This window comes from Mesorhizobium sp. LNJC394B00, from assembly GCF_000502555.1.
Lineage (GTDB): Bacteria > Pseudomonadota > Alphaproteobacteria > Rhizobiales > Rhizobiaceae > Mesorhizobium.
On record NZ_AYWH01000004.1, the window covers coordinates 293,359 to 315,535 of the forward strand.

General features: G+C 59.9%; 19 protein-coding genes and 1 pseudogene. 13 read left to right on the forward strand and 7 right to left on the reverse strand.

Going from position 1 to position 22,177, the window contains the following annotated elements:
- Positions 1-15: 15 nt before the first annotated feature.
- The 12 genes from ugpC (at position 16) to X751_RS146655 (ending at position 10,439) form a co-directional block, all read left to right on the forward strand.
- Positions 16-1,077, forward strand: coding sequence for a sn-glycerol-3-phosphate ABC transporter ATP-binding protein UgpC (gene ugpC, locus X751_RS146700; protein ID WP_023745130.1), 1,062 nt, complete (start codon positions 16-18; stop codon positions 1,075-1,077).
- 267 nt (positions 1,078-1,344) lie between these two features.
- Positions 1,345-2,622, forward strand: coding sequence for a site-specific integrase (locus X751_RS146695; protein WP_050592381.1), 1,278 nt, complete (start codon positions 1,345-1,347; stop codon positions 2,620-2,622).
- 2 nt (positions 2,623-2,624) lie between these two features.
- Entirely contained in the window at positions 2,625-2,801 is a 177-nt protein-coding gene (locus tag X751_RS1000000167020; protein ID WP_023745132.1) for a hypothetical protein, read from the forward strand.
- Positions 2,801-3,061, forward strand: coding sequence for a hypothetical protein (locus X751_RS146690; protein ID WP_023745133.1), 261 nt, complete (start codon positions 2,801-2,803; stop codon positions 3,059-3,061). Before X751_RS1000000167020 ends, X751_RS146690 begins: the two co-directional genes overlap by 1 nt.
- A 10-nt stretch (positions 3,062-3,071) precedes the next feature.
- Positions 3,072-3,650 carry a hypothetical protein gene (locus tag X751_RS146685; RefSeq protein WP_023745134.1) on the forward strand — a complete coding sequence of 193 codons (579 nt, stop codon included), beginning with the start codon at positions 3,072-3,074 and terminating at the stop codon, positions 3,648-3,650.
- 84 nt (positions 3,651-3,734) lie between these two features.
- Positions 3,735-3,953 carry a transcriptional regulator gene (locus X751_RS1000000167025; RefSeq protein WP_156936390.1) on the forward strand — a complete coding sequence of 73 codons (219 nt, stop codon included), beginning with the start codon at positions 3,735-3,737 and terminating at the stop codon, positions 3,951-3,953.
- Between the two features lie 180 nt (positions 3,954-4,133).
- Positions 4,134-6,770, forward strand: a complete 2,637-nt coding sequence (locus X751_RS1000000164800) for a PriCT-2 domain-containing protein (RefSeq protein WP_050592382.1) — start codon at positions 4,134-4,136, stop codon at positions 6,768-6,770.
- A 248-nt stretch (positions 6,771-7,018) separates the two neighbouring features.
- Positions 7,019-7,213, forward strand: a complete 195-nt coding sequence (locus X751_RS146675; protein WP_023745137.1) for a hypothetical protein — start codon at positions 7,019-7,021, stop codon at positions 7,211-7,213.
- An 823-nt stretch (positions 7,214-8,036) separates the two neighbouring features.
- Positions 8,037-8,453, forward strand: a complete 417-nt coding sequence (locus X751_RS11870) for a hypothetical protein (RefSeq protein WP_023745139.1) — start codon at positions 8,037-8,039, stop codon at positions 8,451-8,453.
- A 9-nt stretch (positions 8,454-8,462) separates the two neighbouring features.
- A complete protein-coding gene (locus X751_RS146665; protein WP_023745140.1) occupies positions 8,463-8,654 on the forward strand; it encodes a hypothetical protein in 192 nt (63 codons plus the stop codon).
- Positions 8,655-8,656: 2 nt separating this feature from the next.
- Positions 8,657-9,988: a hypothetical protein gene (locus X751_RS146660; RefSeq protein ID WP_156936391.1), complete on the forward strand. Its 1,332-nt coding sequence runs from the start codon at positions 8,657-8,659 to the stop codon at positions 9,986-9,988.
- Between the two features lie 160 nt (positions 9,989-10,148).
- On the forward strand, positions 10,149-10,439 hold the full coding sequence (locus X751_RS146655) for a hypothetical protein (protein WP_023745142.1): 291 nt from the start codon (positions 10,149-10,151) through the stop codon (positions 10,437-10,439).
- Positions 10,440-10,616: 177 nt separating this feature from the next.
- Here X751_RS146655 and X751_RS146650 read toward each other — a convergent pair whose 3' ends face one another.
- The 5 genes from X751_RS146650 to X751_RS146630 form a co-directional block, all read right to left on the reverse strand.
- The gene (locus X751_RS146650; protein WP_023745143.1) at positions 10,617-11,003 is read right to left on the reverse strand and encodes a hypothetical protein; all 387 of its coding nucleotides are present in this window, start codon (positions 11,001-11,003) and stop codon (positions 10,617-10,619) included.
- Positions 11,004-12,015: 1,012 nt separating this feature from the next.
- The gene (locus tag X751_RS146640; protein ID WP_348524583.1) at positions 12,016-15,279 is read right to left on the reverse strand and encodes a DEAD/DEAH box helicase family protein; all 3,264 of its coding nucleotides are present in this window, start codon (positions 15,277-15,279) and stop codon (positions 12,016-12,018) included.
- 161 nt (positions 15,280-15,440) lie between these two features.
- Positions 15,441-16,574, reverse strand: a complete 1,134-nt coding sequence (locus tag X751_RS11835; protein ID WP_084558293.1) for a restriction endonuclease subunit S — start codon at positions 16,572-16,574, stop codon at positions 15,441-15,443.
- Complete coding sequence (locus tag X751_RS146635; protein ID WP_023745147.1) at positions 16,574-18,148, reverse strand: class I SAM-dependent DNA methyltransferase; 1,575 nt, start codon at positions 18,146-18,148, stop codon at positions 16,574-16,576. Before X751_RS146635 ends, X751_RS11835 begins: the two co-directional genes overlap by 1 nt.
- A gap of 219 nt (positions 18,149-18,367) precedes the next feature.
- Positions 18,368-18,628, reverse strand: a complete 261-nt coding sequence (locus X751_RS146630; RefSeq protein ID WP_156936392.1) for a hypothetical protein — start codon at positions 18,626-18,628, stop codon at positions 18,368-18,370.
- Positions 18,629-18,988: 360 nt separating this feature from the next.
- On the opposite strand from X751_RS146630, the gene X751_RS146620 reads away from it, so the two are divergent.
- Positions 18,989-20,191: an integrase family protein gene (locus X751_RS146620; protein WP_023745149.1), complete on the forward strand. Its 1,203-nt coding sequence runs from the start codon at positions 18,989-18,991 to the stop codon at positions 20,189-20,191.
- A 561-nt stretch (positions 20,192-20,752) separates the two neighbouring features.
- On the opposite strand, the gene X751_RS1000000165755 is transcribed toward X751_RS146620, so the two are convergent.
- Positions 20,753-21,124: a transposase gene (locus tag X751_RS1000000165755; protein WP_084558294.1), complete on the reverse strand. Its 372-nt coding sequence runs from the start codon at positions 21,122-21,124 to the stop codon at positions 20,753-20,755.
- A pseudogene (locus tag X751_RS0133610) lies at positions 21,111-22,109 on the reverse strand (IS256 family transposase); the annotation flags it as partial. The gene X751_RS1000000165755 and the pseudogene X751_RS0133610, both read right to left, overlap by 14 nt.
- Between the last annotated feature and the right edge of the window lie 68 nt (positions 22,110-22,177).

The window sequence follows — 22,177 nt, forward strand, 5'->3', positions numbered from 1 at the left end:
TCCGGGAGAAATCCAATGGCATCGGTAACAATCAACAACGTTCAGAAGGCTTTCGGAGCCGCCAAGATCATCCACGATGTCAGCGTCGACATCGCCGATGGCGAATTCGTCATCCTGGTCGGGCCGTCGGGCTGCGGAAAGTCTACGCTGCTGCGCATGATTGCCGGACTGGAAACGATCACGGGCGGCAGGATCGCCATTGGCGATCGCGTCGTCAACAATCTCAGGGCGCGCGACCGAAACATCGCCATGGTGTTCCAGAACTACGCGCTCTATCCGCATATGACGGTGGCCGACAATATGGGCTTTGCCCTGAAGATCAAGAAAGCCGATCCGGCCGACACCGCCGGCCGCGTCGGGAGGGCCGCCAGCATTCTCGGCCTGGACAAGCTGCTCGACCGCTATCCGCGTCAGCTTTCCGGCGGCCAGCGCCAGCGCGTCGCCATGGGCCGCGCCATCGTGCGCGACCCGCAGGTGTTCCTGTTCGACGAGCCGCTGTCCAATCTCGACGCCAAATTGCGCGTGCAGATGCGCGGCGAGATCAAGGCGCTGCACCAGCGGCTGGGAACCACCACCATCTACGTCACCCACGACCAGATCGAGGCCATGACCATGGCCGACAAGATCGTCGTGCTGCATGACGGCCTTGTCGAGCAGATCGGCGCGCCGCTCGATCTCTACGATCGCCCGGCCAACCTCTTCGTTGCCGGCTTCATCGGCTCGCCGGCGATGAATTTCATTCGCGGCCATGTCGAGGAAGGCGTTTTCCGCAGCGCCGGTGGACTGATCTTGCCGCTGCCGGAAGGCATCGACCTGGCAAACATACCCGGCCGCGACCTCATCTACGGCATCCGGCCCGAACACATCCGAGCGACGACCGCCAAAGGAATCCCCGGCACGATCGTGCTTCTGGAAGCAACGGGTTCGGAAATCTTTGCCAGGGTCGACTGCGCCGGAGAAGAAATCTCCTGCCTTTTCCGCGAGCGGCTGGCACTGAAACAGGGCGAGCAGATGCGGATCGAGATCGACCGCGCCTGTGCTCATCTGTTCGACGTCAAGACCGGGCGGCGATTGTAGGCGGCGACGGGGGCTGCTGACAGGGAGCAACTTCCGCACGAAATATTTCTGGTGAGCGCGTCGGGGTTCGAACCCGAGACCTACTGATTAAAAGTTCTTTTTTGGCCTTTTGGGCAAGCTGTTGCTTTCATTTGATTTTATCCGTGTCTGCACATAAGCCATTGATTTCTATAGGACACCTTTTGACAAATCAGGACACTGTGAGACAATAACCGCACACTGCTAGCCGTCGGGCCGACGGACACAGTGCGGACACAGGAGCCTAACGTGAAGCTTTCAGATGTCGTGATCAAGAACCTACCGGCACCCGCCAGCGGAAACAAGATTACCTATGACGACGACGTGAAGGGCTTTGGCGTTCGCGTTACCAAGGCTGGCGCGCGGGCCTTCATCTTGAATTACCGCACTCGCTCCGGCCTGGAGCGCCGATATACGATCGGCTCCTTCCCAGACTGGAAAAGCGGTCCCGCACGCGAGGAAGCGAAACGCCTCAAGCAGCAGGTTGATGTGGGCGCTGATCCAATGGGTGACGTTGCCGCGGCGCGCGACGCAAAGACCGTGGCCGACCTGTGCGACCGTTTCGAAGAAGAACATCTGACCAAGAAGCGAGCTTCAACCTCTCGCGACTACAAGGCTTTGATCAAGAACCACATCCTGCCCGCCCTGAAAAACAAGAAGGTTGCTGAGGTCGAGTTTTCCGACATCGATGAGCTGCACCGAAAGATTTCGAAAGGCGCGCCCTATCTAGCAAACAGGACGGTGGCCGTTCTGTCGAAGATGTTTGGGCTCGCCATCAAGTGGAGGTGGCGCGCAGACAACCCCGCCAAGGGCGTCGAGCGCAATGATGAGCAGAAGCGCCATCGGTATTTGTCTATCGCCGAGTTGGCGACCCTGACCAAGGCGCTTGCCGAGCATGAGGACCAACAAGCCGCGAACATTGTGCGGCTGTTGCTGCTGACCGGCGCGCGCCGTGGCGAGGTCCAGGCCGCAAAGTGGGATCAGTTCGACATCAAGGATGGCGTGTGGACGAAACCAGGCTCGACCACGAAGCAGAAGACACTGCACCGCGTCCCCCTCTCCGCCCCTGCCCGGCAACTCCTCGTCGCCATCCATGCCGCCGCAGAGAAGGCAGCCGCGAAGCGTGGCGAAGACCTGTCGCCCTTCGTGTTCCCCGGCCGCGGCAGCCAGCACCGGATCGAGATCAAAAGAGCATGGCGTGAGCTTTGTGTCGCTGCCGGGATCGTGCAGGCGACATCTGCAAAGGACAGCAAAGGCAAGGAGCGGATCACGCTGACGCCAACGGCACGCCTCCACGACCTGCGGCACACCTACGCCTCCGTCCTGGCGTCGGCTGGCCTGTCGCTACCGATCATCGGTGCCTTGCTCGGGCACTCGCAGCCGGCCACCACGGCCCGCTATGCGCACCTGATGGACGACCCGCTCCGGCAGGCAACTGAGCGAGCCGGCGCGATTGTGATGCCAACGGGCGAGAGCGCGAGTGGCGCGACGTCAGCGGAGACTTTTCCCATCAGGCAAGGAGCTTGACGATGAAGACGCTACAGCAGGCGGCGGACGACCTTATGGAAGCGATGCAGGACGAGGCAGACCTCGCCCGGCTTAAAGATCAGGCCTTGCTCGATGCGCTAACAAAGCGCGCCCCGCAACAGCCGCAGGAAGGTGCGGCCAAGTCGCCGGACGTCGCCACTCGCAAGGGATCGCAGTGATGGCCGTACAACTTCTTGGCGCGGCACCGATCCGAGCTGGCTGGGAAAAGGCCTACGATGCTGCGGTCCTTTTCGAGGCGAGGTATCCGCGAGCCGCTCCACCAACGCAGAAGGCGGTCGCCAAGCACCTCCTCGACGAGGGCGTGCTTCCGACCGGAAGCACCTCCCAGGAGACAGCCGAGGCCATGGTGCAAGAATGGCGGTGGGTTTGGCACTACGTGGCCGGCGTCGATCTGTACCGGGGTTGGATGACGGAATAAGAGGTGCACTATGGACCATCTTAGGGCTGGGATTGCCAATATTATCAGCGGAGCTGAGCAACAGCGCCGCGACGAGCTGATGGACGCTCTGAGGGCGGCCGCGGGCGCTTATGCCATTGACCGCGAGAAGAGCGCCAACATGGCATTGGCCGCCGTATCGGACTTTCTCCACGACGAACAGCTGGAAGCGCCGTTCCGGTTCTTGGTCGACATCCTGGACGAACGTCGGAAAAAAGGACGGCGGGCAAAGCCACTCCAGCGGGCGGTGGACGAGGCCTTGACGGTAGCAGCGGTCGACGCCCTGGTGGCGGAGAAACATATCTCGCTTGAGCAGGCTTGCAGGGACGTGGCGAAGGCAACTGGCGGCCGTATGAAACTTGGCGACGGAGAGTTGCAGCCTTGGGAGCAGCTAAAGAACCTGCGAGACAACATTCGCCACCGCAAAGCTAGCCCCGAGGCTACCGAAGTTTACGAGTACCACTGCCGTGGTGGGTGGCAGGCTCAACCTTACGGACCGCCTGCGCCATTGACGCTCGATTGCGTAACGGAAATCTGGGCAAAACACCTCGAAGACAAATCCTGTAAATAGACCCTACTTTTACTACAGGCTGGCTTCAACGATCTTGTCATCCATTGTCAACGCACGGTGTTGTGCAGACCCTTGGAGAGCAAGATGAACAACACTGACGTCCTTCTTAACGGCTACCTTGACCGGGCATCGCTCGCAGATGCGCTGAAGTGCTCTGAGCGCACGGTTGCCAGATACGAAAATCAGCCGGACGGCATACCGAGCCTCATGGTGGGCGGGCGTAAATTGTATCGCCTTGTCGCAGTGCGCGAATGGCTCGACCGACGCGAGCGCAGGCCAAATCAACGGCGCGCGGCATATTAAGCGAAACCGCCGTCGCGAATGACTGCAAGGGTGGAGCACTGCCGGCAGCGCGCACAAAACCCCAAGGAAGGCAACACAGAAACACCCCGAAGTGGCGCCGCCGAGCCCGCCGACGGGCTCGCTGCGATTGCCGAGCCGCCAGAGCGACCCGTGAACGGCATTGAAATGGAACCAAGAACAATGAACATTCTCGACACCGCGACGGCCGAAAACGCTACAAAACTGAGCGACCTGACGGCGTGGCGGCTTGCGGCACTGGCGAACGGCTACCTCGTCATGCTCACCCGCGACAAGGCGACCCCGCTGCATGACGCATGGCAGACCCTCGAACCGACACCGGAGATGATTATCAAGTGGGGCCGGTCGCGTAAGGGCGGCTCCAGCGGAGTGATTATCACCCCGCCGCTGATCGCGTTCGACGGCGACATCTACCAAAAGGAAATGTCCGACCTAGCATTCGAAGAGATCATGAACGGCGCGCCGGACCTGAACGACGAGCGCAACCCCCTGCTCATTCGCAACAGTGTCGGCCACAAGTTCACAATACTGGCCCGCATCGAAGGCGACTTTGACAGTATGTCTTCGCGTGCCTGGCTGCCGCCGGGCACGGACCTTGAGAAGGTCGCAGCGATGCCCCCTACAGAGCGAAAGGCGTTCATGAAGCAGAACAAGTGCCAGCTCGAAATTTTCGGCGGCACGCGCAAGCGGTACATAGGCGTGATCGGCACCCATTCGTTTGAAGCCGACGGCAATACGGTGGCCGCTAAATACTCATGGGTCGACGCGTCACCTGCCAACACGCCGATCGACAAACTGCCGTTGGTGACGAGACAGCAACTTTACGCGATCTGCGATGCCGTCGACCGGCTGTTCGAAAAGCGTGGTTGGGTGAAGCTGACCCACGCATCGCAGCGTGGGGATACCGGCAACCACAAGCCCGGCAACGACCCACATGCCGGCATCGAACTGTTATCGGCGGCCATGGCCGTCATCCCAAACGACAACGTCTCCTGGGACGAGTGGAACAAGGTTGGAATGGCACTGTGGCGGGCGTCGGAAGGCAGCGGCGAAGGTTTTCAGCTGTTCGATGAATGGTCGAAAAAGGCGGTGGGTAAGTACGACTACGCATGTTGCGCGGAGAGGTGGGAAGGCTTTGCAAACTCACCGCCCAGCGAGATCGGCGCCGGTACGATCTTCTATATGGCGAGCGAGGCAAATCCGAACTGGCGCGAAGGCCTCGACCGCGGCGACGGTGACCGCCCCCTCATCACAGTAAGGGCCGGTATCCTGCACACACTAGCGACGCAGGCGGAAACGGCGCTGATCGACGCCGGCGCACCGCTCTACGTTCACGGTGAAAGGATCAAGCGGCCTGTCGTCGACCAAGTCGACGCGTCTAAGGGGCGAAAAACCAAGGTGGCGAGGTTTGCGGAAGCCACGACCGACACGCTCAAAGACCATATGTCCCGTGTCGCTAATTTTCAAAAATGGGATGCCCGCAAAAAGACTTACGTGCCGACCGACCCATCCCACGACCTCGCTGCAACAATCCTTTCGCGTGATGGCGAATGGCGGCTGCCGCGCGTTGCGGGCGTCATCACCACGCCGACGCTGAGACCCGACGGAACCATCTTGAGTGAACCGGGCTATGATCCAGCAACACGGCTGATCCTCATCGACCCGCCGACGCTGCCGGCGATACCTGAAAGGCCAAGTCGTAGCGACGCGCTGCGAGCGCTCAGCACTCTCGACGGGCTCCTCACGGAGTTTCCATTTGCAGATGATGCAAGCCGCTCGGTGGCGCTGTCCGGGCTGATCACGCCGGTGGTGCGTGGTGCGCTAGTCGTCGCACCACTGCACGTGGTCAATGCCCCGGAAGCCGGTTCGGGCAAGAGCTACATCGTCGACCTCGCGTCCGCTATTGCCACAGGGCAGCGATGCCCGGTTATAGCGGCCGGCAGGACAGAGGAAGAGACGGAGAAGCGGCTCGGCTCAGCGCTCATGAAAGGGCAGGCGTTGATCTCGATCGATAATTTGAACGGCGAACTCTACGGCGACGCGCTGTGCCAGTTCATTGAAAGGCCAGTGAATGAAGTCCGCGTTCTGGGTCAATCGAAGAACGTCCGGATTGAGAGCCGGTCCACCATGTTCGCGACCGGCAACAATATCAAGATCGTGGGCGATATCGTTCGGCGATCGATCACCTGTTCTCTCGACCCCAATATGGAGCGGCCAGAGCTGCGGCAGTTCAAAGCCGACCCGTTCGAAATGGTGCTGGCCGACCGCGGCCACTACGTCGCCGCAGCTCTTACCATCGTTCGCGCATACAGCGTGGCCGGTTGTCCCGCTACGCTGCCGGCGCTGGCTTCGTTCGGTGACTGGTCACGGCTGGTTCGCTCAGCGATCGTATGGCTCGGTCGCACCGACCCTGTCGATACGATGGAAGCCGCGAGGGTCGACGACCCGAAAAAGACCCAGGTTCGGCAAGTCGTCGCGGCATGGCGCGACGCCTTGCAGGGTGAGGCAGCACGGCCTGACCCTACGGCCTTAGGCAAGCCGCTGGCCACAGCCGGGCTGAAAGAGCTCGCGGAAAAGAAGGGGACTATCGGCGGCTTCAAGCTCGACAATCCCGGCCTGCACGCGGCGCTGCTCGAAGTGGCCGGAGTGCCCGGCCGAGGTGAAATCGACACGCGAGAGTTAGGCAAATGGCTGGGGAAACAGAGCGGACGCGTCGTCGACGGCTTAAAAATCACATCCGTAAGAGACACGCACGCTAAGCAGAACCTGTGGTGCCTGGCAGAAGTGGGCGGCGGATAATGCAGCTGCGACGGCAGCAGCGGCGATGCTCGGGCACTTTGCGGGTATCAGCGGGTATCAGCGGGTATGCTTTCGATCAAACGAATAAAACTGTCGGAGTAATTACAATACCACACCTGACATCTGTGAATTTATGGCCAAAAACATACCCGCTGATACCCGCTGATACCCGCACAAACCTAAACTCGGCTGAAAAATCTCTGCAGAGCGACCACCGCTACCTCGCGCAGCTTAGAAACGAGATTGCCATGACAGACGATGACCACCTGCAACTGCGATCGGCTCTCGCCGAGGTCCAGCGCCTGATCCTTTCTGCGCCACACGCCAAGGCGATTGCAGTCCCTGACGACGGTCGAGCAAGGGAGCAACTTCGAAAATGGATCAAAGACGCGGAGCTGGCGCTGCGCGGCGGGCCGCAGGTTACACAGCACGGCGACGCGTGATAGGTTGAGCGAAGCGGATGGCGCGTCCTAGTCTCTTCAAACCTGAGATGGCGCAAACACTGCAGGACCTCGTGGCGCAGGGACATTCGCTCGGCGAGGTGGCGGCTGAGCTAGGCGTCAGTCGGATGACTTTGCACCGATGGATGCAACGTTACGTTACAACTTTGCGACAACCCCTAAAGGACGGGCTGACGCAACGCGCCGCGAACCGGGCGGCCGAAGCGGAACGCCTTTACGGGATTAGACACGCCAGGAACCGGCAATGGCTGCGGCTGCCGCCAAGGCCGAGCCGCGTCGACGCAACAGCTGCCCGCGCCACGCTGGGTTTGCTGCTAACGGAAGCGGCTACCGTGGCACCGGACGCCCTCTTGGAGGCGGGCGAGCCGCTTATGAGCGCTATAGGACCCGCTCACGATCAGGAGGCCGTGGGCCGCCACTCCGAGGCACCTAGTCGGCCTAAAGATCGCCTAAGCGACCGCCGGCGAGCTCGCCAGAGGTCTTCCCTCGATCGCTCCGAGTTTGACGACGTATCTAGCTGGCATCGAAACCAACAGAGCCGCGGCGCACGGGGTCAGCCTATCGAACCCCAAGAGCCTCATGATTGGCAGAACGAGACAGACGACGGCGAAGCGCTGCCTATGGAAGATCCGCTAGCGGATTGGTGACTTTTGTCCTCGCCCCCATCCGCCTCACGCGCCAGGACAGCGGCTGCCACTGATGTTTTATCAGTAGACGATTTCGGACATGTACGTTGATTTTGCTTGACTTTATTGACCCCAAGCTATCGCGTGTCCGCATGATGTCCGCGATCGGAACCTAAATCATGCCCGCGCCAAGCGCCCTAGCAGCCCCACACAAGCCAGTAAGAAAAGCAAAGATCGAAGGTCAAAGCCGCCTGACCACGGGCGGCCAGCTGTTTCTCGATCGCGTCGACGGTCGCTCGACTTTGGCTAGGCGCTATCGGGATGTGCTGGCTCTGCTCAGTGACGCCATCGGCGGCGAGCCTTCGAATGCTCAAGCCCTGCTGTTGCGCCGCGCTGCCACCCTGTCGGTGATTTGCGAGCAGGCTGAAAGCGATCTGGCCGGCGGCAAGCCGATCAACGCTGCTGCCTACAGCACCTCCACCAACACCCTTCGTCGGGTACTCGCTGATCTCGGTCTAGGAAAATCTCGTCGCGCGCCGCCGGCGGCGGCGTCCAAGCGGCTTGCCGGCACGATTGCCGGTTACCTCGCGGGGTAACAACAGACCATGCTGATCACGAAACGCACCCTGCCCGTGAACATTCCCCTCGCCCGGCTCCGCGGAGCCTTTGACAGCACGCCACATCAAGTTGTCCGAAACGGCATCGGTACACCGGCCGCGCTGGCGTTTGCCGCCCAGTGGTTCCCGGAAGATTTCGCGCGCATCAACGCTTTTCTCGCAACCCGAAAAAGGACATGACCATGACCAGCATCACCCGAGAGTGGACCGCGAATGCCGACGAACAACCAATGTCCGACCGGCTGCTGAAAGCCCGGCTGGTCGACAGCGACGAGCTTGGCGAGAAAGACGAGATCGACGAGGCCCTGAGCGCCGGCATGCCAGCCCACCGCCGTGCCGACCAACTGAGCGAGCTTGATCTCGCGCGGACTACTCCGAAGCCGAGCCTTGAGTTTAAGACCTACGGACCGGGCGAAGTGACACCGCTCGATGAACTCCTGGATGCCCAGCCCGAAGCGCCGGCCGCCGATGCTGCCGCGCTGGACGCTGAGGTAGCGCGGCTGCAGGCCTGCCTCGATCGCCTTGAAACCGACATCGCGCGATGTCTGGCTCGGCACGCCGAGCTCGATGATAGCCGCGCCGACGTCGTGTTGAACGGCGGCGATATTGGGGCACTGCACGAAGGGTTGCGAGACTTAGAGCAGATGGCCAAGACGCTCACCGCCGCCGTCGCGCCGACGAAGTCCATGCTCGCGAAGGCCAAGACGGCGTCGCGCAACGCTACAGTCGGAAGGCAAGCCGTCGCTGCCAAGGCCGAGCACTACGGCCCCGCAGCGGAAGCTTACCAGACTATGTTCAAGCTGCTGGCCGGCATCTGTCACACCGCGAACTTACTCGACGAGCATGCGATCGCTATCGAAGGCGCCAACCAGAAGGCGCAGTCGGCAGGCCGAGCGGACCTTGTCATCGACATGAAGAAGCTTCGCCGGGCTGTCGTCGATACGATCGGCACGATGCGGGCGAGCGTAGTTGTCCCGGACCGAATAGGTGAGACCGACGAGGCGTTCGAAGCTCGGCTGTGGTCCGTGGTCGAAGCGAACGCGCGGAAGGACCCGCGCAGCAAAAGCAACAAGATCGTTAGCCCGGCGATCCTCGGGGATTGCCGCGCGATGCATATCGAACAGCACCAAACCGAAGACGATAGTGCCTACAGGGCTCGCCAATGGGCCGCGGCCGCTGTCACCCTACATTCGCAGCGCGCCGACGGCGAAAGCGATGCGGATCACCGCCAGCGGTTGCGCGACGCGCTGGCAAGACGGCTGCAAGTAGACCGCACGGGTGAGACCGACGAAGCCCATCTGCTTAGGGTCGGGAACGCGCACGCCCTTTCGTTCTCTGCGTACGAACAATCCGATCCCCTGAAAGACGTCGCAGAGAAGGCCCTGACAGCCATCCAGACCCACGCTCTCGGGCTCGAAAAGACGGCATTGCACCGCCAGCATATGAACGTGCGCGAACTCAAGCCAATTCCGGGCGACACCGACGTCATGCGTCGGATCGCCCGCCGCGAGTAGGCCCCAGGGTCATAGACAATATCTTGCGGAAAAGTTGGTGTGGGCCTGTCGATCTTGGTCCGTCGAGTATATTAAAGATTGACTAAGGCACATTGTCAAAGACAGGTCGGGGCAGACAGAATTTTCTCCACCGGGTAAAATCTTCTGGATAGGAACCATTATGCTGAGAGTACTCACACTCGTGACCGTTGTTATTCTGTCCGGCTGCGCGAACTGGGATGCACATCAAAGCGCCGAAGCGGCACGATATGTCGGCAAACCAATCGACGCGCTGTACGACGAGTACGGAGTGCCCGTGGGCATCGCTCCTACCAGCGACGGTGGCAAATTCTTGGAATTTGAAGGGCGGAGGCAGGGCTTTCTCTGTACGGCCAAAGTAACAACCGACAGCCGGGGCATCATCACAAAGATCAAGACCGGTGGGCAAAACGGTTGCATCACGCCTTTCTAGTCGACGGAGGGCAGCGATGAGCGCTGCCGTTATCGCCAGACGCCGGCCCCGATCACGGCTCAAAGCATCAGGATTTGATCGCCCTCTTTGGCTGCTCAAAGTGCAAGGCCGAGGGTCGCTTGGGTTTGCACCGGGGCTTCTGAGCACGAACGACCTACACCAGCATCTCCGCACTCTCTAAGTCGGCCAACCATTCGTATCGATCCGCATCAAGAATTCGAAGTTGTTGAGCGTGTCCTCGCAGTCCATCCTATAGACTGTATCCTGTTCGACCCGAACAATCAGGGGCTCGAAATCTTCACAATGGATCGCCCACCAATATCCGTCGGGGACCGTCGCTGGATCGACAGCATAGTTCTCGTCAAGCAGCTCCTTTTCCGTCAGCTTGCCCTTTTGGGGCCATCTGTCGGTATCAACACGGTGGAGTAAGTCGAATTCACCGACATGATGGGGAAAGTCGTCGCCCAAACGTGACGCTTCAGGACCGTGAACATAGATGATTTCTGGCTCGCCGTCGTCTAATGGGTGAAAGCTGCTTGCCCACCAGTAGCCGTTCTGCTGCATGATTTTCCTCCAACTGGATTTTAGGCCGCAACGCCCATCGCCGGCGGCAAGCCAGGTTGTCATTCAGGGAGCTATGTCGGCAGCGCGGCAAGGCTGCTTCTTGCTTCTCTTCGACGTAAGGCGATGGTCGCCATCGTCGGTTATCGCGCGGCTTAGTCAAAATGCCTCTGGGCCGCTTCTCTCAGGAGACACTCTAAAACGTATCGAAGCTATTCGGCCAGTCAAGTGGCTCGCATGTTGGGGTGCTTGGTTATTCGATGGCATCCGGGTGCTTGGCGGCGTGCCCATCGAAATTATATGTGAGCCGGCAACCCTTGTGAGCGCTTATATGCTCGACGTTCATTTTACCGCTCTTGAGAGGGTAGATATAGATCGGACCCCAACACCCCAAACAGCGTCTGGGCAGGTCAGGATGACCATGGGCCGCTGCAGCACTCATGGTTTTCCACCTATCGTCGATCTTGACTTCGCACGAAGGGATCATGCGCTACCAGAGCGACCAGGGTCCGCTTTGTCAAGCCGCACGGATTTCAAACCTGAACACCGGTTGTCACCAACACAGCCGGGTCAACCTGGTGGCGCTCGGCCACCGTCCGCGAGGATGTTTTCCGATGGAATGCTGTCTATTCGCGCGCGCAACAGGTTGTTTTGATGCCTGTCGGGTGGGTTAAGACCGGCGGGCAAAACGGTTGCATCACGCCCTTCTAGTTTGAAGACGGAGGTCAGTGACCAGCGCTGACGGTATCGCCAGTCTCCGGCCGCGATCCGGAGCGCGACAACGGCGCCGATGTAGAGCGAAACCCGCCACGCTACCTATATCGGTAGCTCAGGTCATCGTGATACTCGCGGTATGCCTCGTCGGCGTCGTCGTCGGAAATCGAGCCACTAGACGAAGGGGACCGATTGTCCGGAGCGTGCGCCGGCTTATGATCAACTACGGCCTGCACGACAACGTAGGCTAACCCGACCATTGCCAGCAGCCGCCAAAGCATCAGCGGGATACGCAACATCGCTAAGCAACAGCGCTGTCGTTGATGGCCTGGATCTTCCTCGTAATGTGCACGACACTGTTCTCGTCGAATATTTGCTCTGGCCCCGTCGCGGCGATGTCGGTGAAAGGTCGTTCATAGAGCGACTGCGGATCCATCGAACCGTTTGCTGTCAGATGCTCCACAATCATGTCGATGAACCTGATTTGCGCCACTGTGGTAGTTCCCGCGGCAACGAACTCGCCAAACGCCTCGCTGACGGCTGTGCGGTCTAGCCCGACGAGCGAGCGCACGAAGCGACCAAAGCCTTCGCTCGTCTGCCGCGCGCGTTGGATATCGCCTGCTTGTCCCACGCCTGCGTCAACCAGCATTCTTTCGAGTTCAGCCAGGTCGCTGGCCGTGAGTGGCTTGCCATGTCGCAACTTGAAGAGGACGATATGCTCCTCATGCGCCTTTAGGAAGTGCCTGGCCTTCTGCTTGAAGCGGGCAAAATCGGCCTCTCCTATCTGGGGTAGCTCGACTTCCTCGCCGTTGCCTATCTCGTCGGCGAAGTTGGAATATACAATTGCCTTGCGGCGCTTTTCGATGTGCTGGACGAGGTCGCGAAGCCGAAGCCGCACGAGTTCCAGGAGAGGAACCGTGACACCCTCCCACCAATGATCGGCTTGTACCTCCTCGATCAAAGCTGAGCGCTCGGCGATTGCCGGAATGCCAGTTTGATCTTCAAGTGCCGACACTATCTCCCGCAGCCGGGCCTTAAGCGCATCGAAATTCTTTGACCCTTTCAGCAGGGCGAGTTCGAGGGAGAACATCAAAAGGTCGAAACGCTTGGCATCTTCCGACCCCTGGCTTCTTGCACTCGGCAGCGGTGCAATGTCCTCAACCAGCTCGTTGCGGGCGTCGTCGTCGATTGCGATCCAGGCTTCCGGCTTCTGGTACTTTTCGACTAGGCGCCGCTGCTGGCGGACAATGAAATTGTCGAAGTTCAGGGCGGCTACGGTGTCGCGCAGCACGTTCATGGCATCTGCACGAACTGCCTCCTCACTCGGCGGATCGCCCGGATCGGCGGGCGGCTGATGAGGTGAAGGGGGTTCCTCTGGGAGAGCGGCTGTCCGGCCACGTTTCTTGTCGAGAGCCCGCACTAGATCGAGCCGAGCCGCGAACAGGCGCGCGGACAGCGACTTGGCGGTGCTCGCCTCCTTCAGTTCAGGGTTCGAGCCGAAAAATTCGAGGTTCTGGCAATAGTCGAAGACGCGGAAGAACTCCTTGTCCTGGCCTGGCCCGAACAGATCCGGGCAAAGCCGCGTGCCGCGTCCCATCATCTGCCAGAATTTGGTCTTTGAGCGCACCTGCTTAAAGAAGACCAGGTTCACGACCTCCGGCACATCAATGCCAGTGTCCAGCATGTCGACGGAGATGGCTATGTGCGGCGTTTTGTTCTTCATGGAAAATGCGTCAATCAGGGTTTGCGCATAGGGACCACTTTCGTAGGTAATCACGCGCGCCAAATCACCGACCAATTTCGGATAGGCAATGTTGAAACGCTGTTCGATGAACCGAGCGTGGGCCTGGTTCTTGGCGAAGATTATAGTCTTGCCAATCCGGTCGCCGCCCTCGACCTTAAGTCCGTGGGTCATCAGGTGCGCGATCACCAGGTCTACCGTGTCGGTGTTGAAAAGTCGCTTGTTCACCTCGGCGGCATCGACGCTGTCGGGGATTTCTTCCTCTCCCCACTCCAACAAATCCCACTGGTCCTTTTCCTCGTCAGTGAGTTCGTCGTAGCGCAGACCGGAGCGCACGATCTTCAGCGGCACCGAGATTGCCTTCGGCGGAACGAGATGGCCGTCCGCCACCGCCTGATCGAGCGAATAGGCGTCGGTCGGAACGCCGTCCTCAAGGTCGAACAGGGAATAGGTGTTGTGGTCGATCTCGTCCTTCGGCGTCGCCGTCAGCCCCACCAGGAAGCTATCGAAATATTCGAAGATGGCTCGGTAACGCTGGTAGACAGAGCGGTGAGCCTCATCGATGACGACGAGATCGAAATGGCCAGGGCCAAATGCGCGCTGTGCGTCGGCCTTGCCGTCGATGAGGTTCATCATCGTCGGATAGGTGGAGAGAAACACCCGGCCTTGGCTGGTCCGTTCCGTGACGAGATTGACAGGCGCGCTGTCCGGCAGATGCGCCTTGAAGGCGCCGGCCGCCTGGTTGACGAGCGCGACCCGGTCGGCAAGGAACAGAACGCGCTTCACCCATCCGGCCCGCATCAGCAGGTCGACCAGGGCGATCACCGTGCGGGTCTTGCCGGACCCGGTCGCCATGACCAGCAGTGCCTTGCGCTCGCCATCGTGTTCGAAGGCCTGTGCAATCGCCCGGATTGCACGGTGCTGATAGGGGCGCTCGACGATTTTCGTATTGAGTTTTATCTCGGGCAGGTTCTTGCGACTGGTCCGCCGCTGGATCAAAAGCTCCAACTCGTCACGCTTGTAGAAGCCACCGATCTGGCGGGGCGGGTATCTCTTGTCGTCCCAGATCCAGTGTTCATATCCGTTCGAATAAAAGATCACTGGGCGCTGCCCGAAGATTTCCTCCAGACGGTCGGCGTAGAGCTTTGCCTGCTGCTGGCCCTGCCGCGCATCCTTGCGCGTGCGTTTGGCTTCGACCAGGCCGAGCGGCTTGCCGTCGGCGCCCCACAGCACGTAATCGACGAAGCCGACGCGCTCGTTGTTGGGCATGCCTTCGACGCGGAACTCGATGTCTTCCGGCCTGTCGAGCACCCAGCCGGCCTCTCGCAGAAGGAGGTCGATATAGCGGTCGCGGGTTTCCGCCTCATTGTAATCGTGGCTGCTCGGAACGGCCTCGTTGGCCTTACGCGCGGCAGCGACTTCGGCACGCAGCCTCTTTAGCTCATCGTCGAGGTTTTGCTTGTCGGCGAGGAGCTTCGTCAGCTCGCCATTTCTGGCGTCGAGTTCGGCCTGCTGCGCCTGCAGATGCGCGAAGGTGCGCTTCAGCGTGTCGTCGCGGCGGGTGAGCACCGAAGCATCGAACGCCAGCCCGTCCGTCGGGCGAACTTTTCGCGCATAGGTGCGTGCCAACCAGAAACAGACGTGGAACAGCTCCTTCACGGCGCCGGCAGCGTCGATCGGGCGAATTGCTCGCTCTTCATGGACCGCCCGATTGCGGAGCGTGTTGATGTATCTCGCCTTGGCGAAAACCGCCTCGCCGGACACGCGGCGGAAGCTCACCTCATGCAGCAGGGCGGCGATGTTATCCTGATAGGGGAGCGTCAACGCGGGATCGTTGCGAAACGCCCATTTGACGGCAACCTCAACCGCCTTACCGGCGAAGAAGGCGGCAGCCGTGGGAGACGTCGCTGCCTGTTTCTCGGCTTCCGCCGCCGCCTCGTGGACGGTTGGGAATTCGGCTGCGAGGAAAGCGAAGTTGGACATAGTTAGAGTTGTCCGGAGAAAGCGCGATGCTGGAAAGAATAGAAAAGTGCTTCCGCTGAGTGAAAGGCTTGGCGCGCTGCAAGCATCGGCGCATTTATCGCCTCGACTTTGTTCACGAAAGCACGCTGCCGGTTGCCGGGAGGGATCGGAACGCTCAAGCGCCTAACTTGATCCGTGGTCAAATTGATCCAGATTGCGCCGGTTCCTAGGGCTCTATTTTTGTCACGTTCGAGAACGAGGAATTCGTATAGAAAATCCGGCAGAACTTTTGGCGACAAATCCCTGAAACCTACAAATCCGTCATGGATACATGCGTCCGTTGCCAGGATGGCTGGCAGCCCTACTGCACCGCTCACAGCCATGACGACACTCCCCTTCGGCATCGGTCGACTTTTAGCCGCGCCTTCTTGGGTAAGGCTATCGATCGCAGGGGTGACACTTTTCCCATCCCGGGTGATGTCCCCGATCATCAGGCGCGGCACGTCACCGCCGAAATAGCGCGGGTCGCCTTGGGGTCGTGGAGAGCTTCCGCGCACGAGCTTGCAAAGGTCGCCCAACGCAGTCGTCGGCCAATTGGCATTCCCAAACATCTCCAGAAAGATCGACTGCGTGAGGCTCTCGAGTAGTTCGATGGCGCGCTTGCGATTGCGGCGCAGCGCATCCGCCTTATCCATGATCGCCGCGATCCGCCGCTGTTCGTCGAGTGGGGGAAGCGGGATAGTTAGCTTAGAGAACTTCGACTTGTTGACGATAGGTAGGGTTGTTGACGCCGAACTCGCCTCGAGTTTCTGTTCGAGACGATTGCAGGCATAGTATCCGTAGCGCGGGAAGACTAAAGACCGGTCGAATTCAATCCAATTTATCTGCTGATTTGGCACTACCGCACGACCAGCTATGCCAGTCTTTCCAAGCGATCCAATGCAGCAAACCAAAACCGCATCGGCTGGCGCGACACGGCTGACTTCAGCTCCTCCATCGGTCAAATATCTCTTTGCCGCAACAATCGGCTTGGACAGGCCAAGTTCCCCTGGGGTGACAAATGGAACGTCACCATCCCAAAAATCCGAATTTGATGTCTCAGGTGTTGAACCTGTATTTATCTGTCCCAAATCCGCCAGCGCCAATTCCGGCCACATCACAACATCGCTTCCAGTTCCCCGAGCCCCTCGGCTATTACCTTCTCCAGCGCCTTCAGTTCGGCGATGATCACCTTCGGCGGTCGATTTTCGGCGGCCTCGTGCACCACTTCCTTGTATCGGTTGATCGAAAGATCGTAGCCGGCGGCCGCGATGTCGGCCTTCGGCACACAAAAACTCTGCGCAGTGCGAGGGCGCTCTCGCTCGGCGCCGTTCCGCTCAGTCCAGCGCGAGGCGATGTCGGGCAGATTGTTCTTCGCAAGTTCCTCCTCGGTGAGCGTCAAGTTGACGAAGTGACCGGCGTGGCGGTGTCCCGGCGTCGGCCCGATCTTTTCGCCAGGCAGCAGGGCGTTCCGCTTGTCGTCGAGCGAAAACCCATCGGCTTGGCAATTATAGAACCAGACGTCGTCCGTCCCGCCGGAGTTGGTCTTGGTGAAGAACACGATCGCCGTCGAGACGCCGGCGTAGGGCCGGAACACGCCCGATGGCAGTTTTACGATGCCGTCGAGCTTGTGATCTTCGACCAGCATGCGTCGGATTTCCTTGTGCGCCGTCGACGAGCCGAACAGTACGCCGTCCGGCACGATGACCGCAGCCCGCCCGCCTGGTTTCAACAGCTTCAGGAAAAGAGCCATGAAGAGAAGCTCGGTCTTCTTGGTCTTCACGATCGCTTGCAGATCTTTGGCCGTGGCGTCATAGTCGAGGGTGCCGGCGAATGGTGGGTTGGCGAGCACCAGGCTGTATTTGTCAATGTCGCCGGCATGCTCCTGCGCCAAGCTGTCTTTGTAGCGGATGTCGGGGTCGTCGATACCGTGCAGCGTCATGTTCATCGAGCCGATGCGCAACATGGTGCCGTCGAAGTCGAAGCCATGGAACATCTCCTGGTGATAGTGGTCGCGGCTCTCGGTTTCGTGGAAGAGCTTCGAATGGTTGTCGCGCAGGTACTCGCCTGCCGCGACGAGAAACCCACAGGTGCCGCACGCGGGATCGCAGATCACATCCTTTGGTGTCGGCGCCGTCATCTCCACCATCAGCGCAATGATATGGCGTGGCGTGCGGAACTGGCCGTTCTGGCCGGCGCTGGCAATTTTGCCCAGCATGTATTCGTAGAGGTCGCCCTTGGTGTCACGATCCTCCATCGGGATATCGGCAAGGAGGTCGACGACCTTGGCGAGCAAGGCCGGCGTCGGGATGGTGAAGCGCGCGCCCTTCATGTGGGTGGCATGCGCAGTGCCTTCCTCAGCCATCGTGCGCAGGAAAGGAAAGACATGCTCGGAAACGACCTTGAACATTTCGCCGGGCGACTTGTTCTTTAGCCGCGACCAGCGCATCTCCTCATAGGCGATGCCGCCGTTGGCACCGATACCGTCCATGCCTTTGGGAAAAACACGCCGCTCCATCGGCCGGCTGAGGCGGTTCGCCTTGTTCTCTTCGCGCGTATGCGCCTCGTCCAGGCCGCGCATGAAGAGCAGATAGGTGATCTGCTCTATAACCTCGAGAGGATTGGCGATGCCACCCGCCCAGAAGGCGTTCCATACGGCATCGATCTTCGAGCGCAATTCACCGGTGATCATAATTTTCCCCTGAAGGTCTGTAAGCTCACTCAGCAGCCGGCGCTTGTCAAACCTGCCGCACGTCCAAAATAATTCTGTTGATGGCCGGCATAATGAGAACAAAGGGTGCTCTCGCATCCCAAGAAAGCCGCTAAAGGATCTATGGCCGTCGTGTTGTCACTCGGCAGCAAAAATGGAAAAGCATTTGGCCAGGATAGTTTACGTAACGCTGCGGCGCGCTCAACGAGCTTCTGACCAGAACAGCATTTCCGCCCGATAGTGTTCTCGATACATAAGCGCTTCTTCGAACGGCTGGTGCACCTTTTCCAAACGGGCAACTTCGCGGTTCCATCGAATGAACAAGCGCTGCGCCTCCTCACGCCATGGATTTCTACCCCGCCGGGACCGGCCCGCTCCAGGGCTTGAGGCGTACTCCTTCTCCATCGCATAGTGATATGCGAAGTCCCGCGCCTTATAGGTGATGAAGTCAAAGTCGGACACACCAGCCTCCTCGCCTAGAATATAGGAGTGGGTACTCGTTACGACAGGCGCCGCGTGGTTGTCCAATCCCATTACAATATGCGGACATAGCGCGGACACCAAATTAGAGCCGACATAAAAACCGAGATGACCGCCCACAAACCGTTGATTTTAAGATGTTTTTGGTGAGCGCGTCGGGGTTCGAACCCGAGACCTACTGATTAAAAGTCAGGGGACAATCGATAAGCCCGACTAAACCGGGCTAACGGAACCGTTGCATAACATACTGAAAACCATAGAACTTCTATCCAGCTTAGCCGACATTAGCGCCCATTACAGGCACCGATTGTTAGCCAGCCGTTAGCCGGAGGAAGTTTTCCAATGACCCGCAGGCGCAAGTTTTCCGATACCGGCGTTGAGGCGCTGAAGCCAAAGGCGGCGCGGTATACCTCCCCCGATCCCGAATTGCGCGGGCATTACGTCCGCGTCATGCCGTCCGGGGCGAAATCCTTCGTTGCCGTGGCGCGCGATCCCGACGGCAAACAGGTTTGGGCAACCATCGGCGCCGCGGACAAGATGGGGATCGAGAAGGCGCGCGGGCTGGCAAGGGAGGCCATAGAACGCATCCGGCAAGGCTTGCCTCCCGTCGAGCGCAAGACAGCGCCAGAGACGTTCCAGGACGTGTCGGACGGCTACCTGAAGCGCCATGTCGATGCCAAGGGCCTTCTGTCCGAAAAGGAAATCCGGCGCTGCATTGATGTCTATGTCATCCCGCAGTGGGGCAAGCGGGAATTCGTCTCGATCCGACGCGGCGACGTTGCCGCCCTGCTCGACAAGATCGAGGACGAAAACGGCGCAAGGCAAGCCGACTCCGTGCTGGCAATCGTGCGCGGCATTTCCAACTGGTTCGCAGCTCGCAACGATGACTATGTCTCGCCGATCGTTCGCGGCATGCGTCGCACTACTCCGAAGGACAGGGCGCGCGAGCGCATTTTGACAGACGACGAAATCCGGGCGCTCTGGAAACATGCTGACGGCACCTTCGGCGCCATGATGCAATTCGCCCTGGCTACAGCGCAGCGCCGCGAAAAGGTCATGACGATCAAGTGGGACGATGTTTCGGTCGATGGCGTCTGGCACGTGCCGAGCGACGACCGGGAGAAGGGTACTGGCGGCGACCTTAAGCTGTCTCCCCTCGCCCTAGAAATCATCGGCAGGCAGAGCCGAATAGGCGAAAATCCATATATTTTTGCCGGGCGCGGTGAAGGCCATTTCAACGGCATGTCTCGCGCGAAGATCAATCTCGACAATCGAGCCAAGGAAGCACAGGCCGCGATAGCGCCGTGGGTGATCCACGATCTAAGGCGCACGGCGCGGTCTCTGATGTCCCGCGCTGGCGTCCGACCGGACATCGCCGAGCGCGTCATGGGCCACGTCATTGCCGGTGTTGAAGGGATCTATGACCGTCACGTCTACCGCGACGAGAAGGGCGATGCCCTGGCGCGGCTTGGCGCCCTGCTCCGCTCCATAATCAATGAGCCGACGCCTAACGTGGTGCCGATGCGCAAGGCAGCCACGAAATGACCTCCGATGCGTTGGAAGAATTTCTGCAACGCCAACTTGCCTCGCTGGAACGCGCATGGCTGGATGGTACCAGCCCGATCACGCTTGCCGAGGTTGTGAGGCTTTGCAACATCAACAACCGACCTCTTCCGACGTGGGCCAGCCAAGCCCTGCGTTACATATTGTTGAACGCTAAGATTAGGAAAGGCAGGGGCGCGACTGGCAATTCACAGGCAGCAGACCGGGAGAACAACAAACAGTATGCCCGGTGGGACGCGGTGACCGAAGTCAAAGACCGATGGGATGAGATCGCCGAGCCTGGCGACGGAAAGTTTTCGTTGGAAAAGGCTTACGCAAAAGCGGGTTGTGTGCGTCAAGTTCTGCAAAAAGGGGCGGCCATGATGCTGGTCATGCGGCTTGGCGCAGAGCGAGCTTCNTCCCTACACGACGCTCTTCCGATCTGCAACCATCGTCTCATCCCCAGAAAGACACTCCACAACAAACCGTAGCCGCTCGTCCATGATGCCAGTCTCTCGGGTTGTGTGCGTCAAGTTCTGCAAAAAGGGGCGGCCATGATGCTGGTCATGCGGCTTGGCGCAGAGCGAGCTTCTTGTGCTCGCGCAGGTCGTCCATGTTGATGTATCGGTTGGCCTCCATCCAGTTTTCATTGGTCTCGACGGCCAACGCCCTGACCAGGCGCAGGCAGCTTTCGGTATTGGGGAAGATGCGCACGACATAGGTGCGCCGGCGGATTTCCTCGTTGAGCCGCTCCAGCATGTTGGTGGATTTGAGATGCTTGTGGTGCTGTCTCGGCAGCCTGAAGAAGGTCAGGGTTTGTTCGATGGCATCCTCGGCCCAGCCTGTCAGGCGCGGATAGCGGGCCGACCATTTGGCAAGCCATGCGGCAAGATCAGCCCTGGCCTCTGCGAGATCGCGCNTTGGTGGATTTGAGATGCTTGTGGTGCTGTCTCGGCAGCCTGAAGAAGGTCAGGGTTTGTTCGATGGCATCCTCGGCCCAGCCTGTCAGGCGCGGATAGCGTGCCGACCATTTGGCAAGCCATGCGGCAAGATCAGCCCTGGCCTCTGCGAGATCGCGCCGGTCGTAGAGCCAGCGCAATTCCTGCAGGCAGTCGTCGCCGTGCTTCCTCGGCAGATGATCGAGCGCGTTCCTGAGGAAGTGCACGTAGCAGCGTTGCCAGGCGGCTTCGGGGATCACCTCGCCGATCGCTGCCACCAGGCCGGCGTGATCGTCGGACACAACCAACTCGACGCCCTTGAGGCCGCGCGCCTTGAGGCCGACGAGGAAGTCCCTCCAGGCCGAGCGGCTCTCGCGATTGGCCATCTCCACGGCCAGGATCTGGCGCCTTCCGTCCCAGTCGATACCGACCGCGATCAGCACCGCCTGGCTCATGACAACACCGGCTTCACGCACCTTCTCGTAGCGCGCATCGAGGATGAGGTAAGGAAACGGCTCTTGAAGGGAGCGCCTGGCAAAGGCAGCGAGGCTCTCGTCCAGCCGCTTGTTGATGGCCGAGATCGACGAGGCCGAGAAGGCATGGCCGCACAGTTCTTCCGTGATCGCCTTCACCTTGCGGGTCGACACGCCCTGCACATACATCTCCGCCAGTGTCGCCACCAAGGCCCGCTCGGAACGCTGGTAGCGCTCGAACAGCTCGGTGGAGAAGCGCCCGGCCCGGTCCTGCGGAACCCGCAGCTCGAGCTTGCCGACCCGCGTCACAAGGGTACGGCCGTAATAGCCCGAGCGATAGCCAAGCCGTTCGGGCGTGCGCTCGCTCTTCGAGGCACCCAGCGCCTCGTCCATCTCGGCCTCAAGCACCTCCTGCATCACCGCACGGAGCACTTCGTGCAATCCATCCGGGTTCGAAAGCAAAATGTCTTTGACGGCAGCGCTGGCGGTCTTAACTTCAGTCTTTGTCATGGTGGCGTTCCTTCGCGGGAATCAGGTGACGTGAACAATCACCAGCCTGCCATGACCGCCCCCTCTCA

Excerpts from the sequence above, each read along its gene's own strand:
- X751_RS146690 (WP_023745133.1), top strand. The coding sequence starts at position 2,801 with ATGGCCGTACAACTTCTTGGCGCGGCACCGATCCGAGCTGGCTGGGAA.
- ugpC (WP_023745130.1), top strand. The coding sequence starts at position 16 with ATGGCATCGGTAACAATCAACAACGTTCAGAAGGCTTTCGGAGCCGCC.
- X751_RS146620 (WP_023745149.1), top strand. The coding sequence starts at position 18,989 with ATGACCCGCAGGCGCAAGTTTTCCGATACCGGCGTTGAGGCGCTGAAG.
- X751_RS146685 (WP_023745134.1), top strand. The coding sequence starts at position 3,072 with ATGGACCATCTTAGGGCTGGGATTGCCAATATTATCAGCGGAGCTGAG.
- X751_RS146675 (WP_023745137.1), top strand. The coding sequence starts at position 7,019 with ATGACAGACGATGACCACCTGCAACTGCGATCGGCTCTCGCCGAGGTC.
- X751_RS146665 (WP_023745140.1), top strand. The coding sequence starts at position 8,463 with ATGCTGATCACGAAACGCACCCTGCCCGTGAACATTCCCCTCGCCCGG.
- X751_RS11870 (WP_023745139.1), top strand. The coding sequence starts at position 8,037 with ATGCCCGCGCCAAGCGCCCTAGCAGCCCCACACAAGCCAGTAAGAAAA.
- X751_RS146650 (WP_023745143.1), bottom strand. The coding sequence starts at position 11,003 with ATGCAGCAGAACGGCTACTGGTGGGCAAGCAGCTTTCACCCATTAGAC.
- X751_RS1000000167020 (WP_023745132.1), top strand. The coding sequence starts at position 2,625 with ATGAAGACGCTACAGCAGGCGGCGGACGACCTTATGGAAGCGATGCAG.
- X751_RS1000000167025 (WP_156936390.1), top strand. The coding sequence starts at position 3,735 with ATGAACAACACTGACGTCCTTCTTAACGGCTACCTTGACCGGGCATCG.
- X751_RS146635 (WP_023745147.1), bottom strand. The coding sequence starts at position 18,148 with ATGATCACCGGTGAATTGCGCTCGAAGATCGATGCCGTATGGAACGCC.
- X751_RS146655 (WP_023745142.1), top strand. The coding sequence starts at position 10,149 with ATGCTGAGAGTACTCACACTCGTGACCGTTGTTATTCTGTCCGGCTGC.
- X751_RS1000000164800 (WP_050592382.1), top strand. The coding sequence starts at position 4,134 with ATGAACATTCTCGACACCGCGACGGCCGAAAACGCTACAAAACTGAGC.
- X751_RS146660 (WP_156936391.1), top strand. The coding sequence starts at position 8,657 with ATGACCAGCATCACCCGAGAGTGGACCGCGAATGCCGACGAACAACCA.
- X751_RS11835 (WP_084558293.1), bottom strand. The coding sequence starts at position 16,574 with ATGTGGCCGGAATTGGCGCTGGCGGATTTGGGACAGATAAATACAGGT.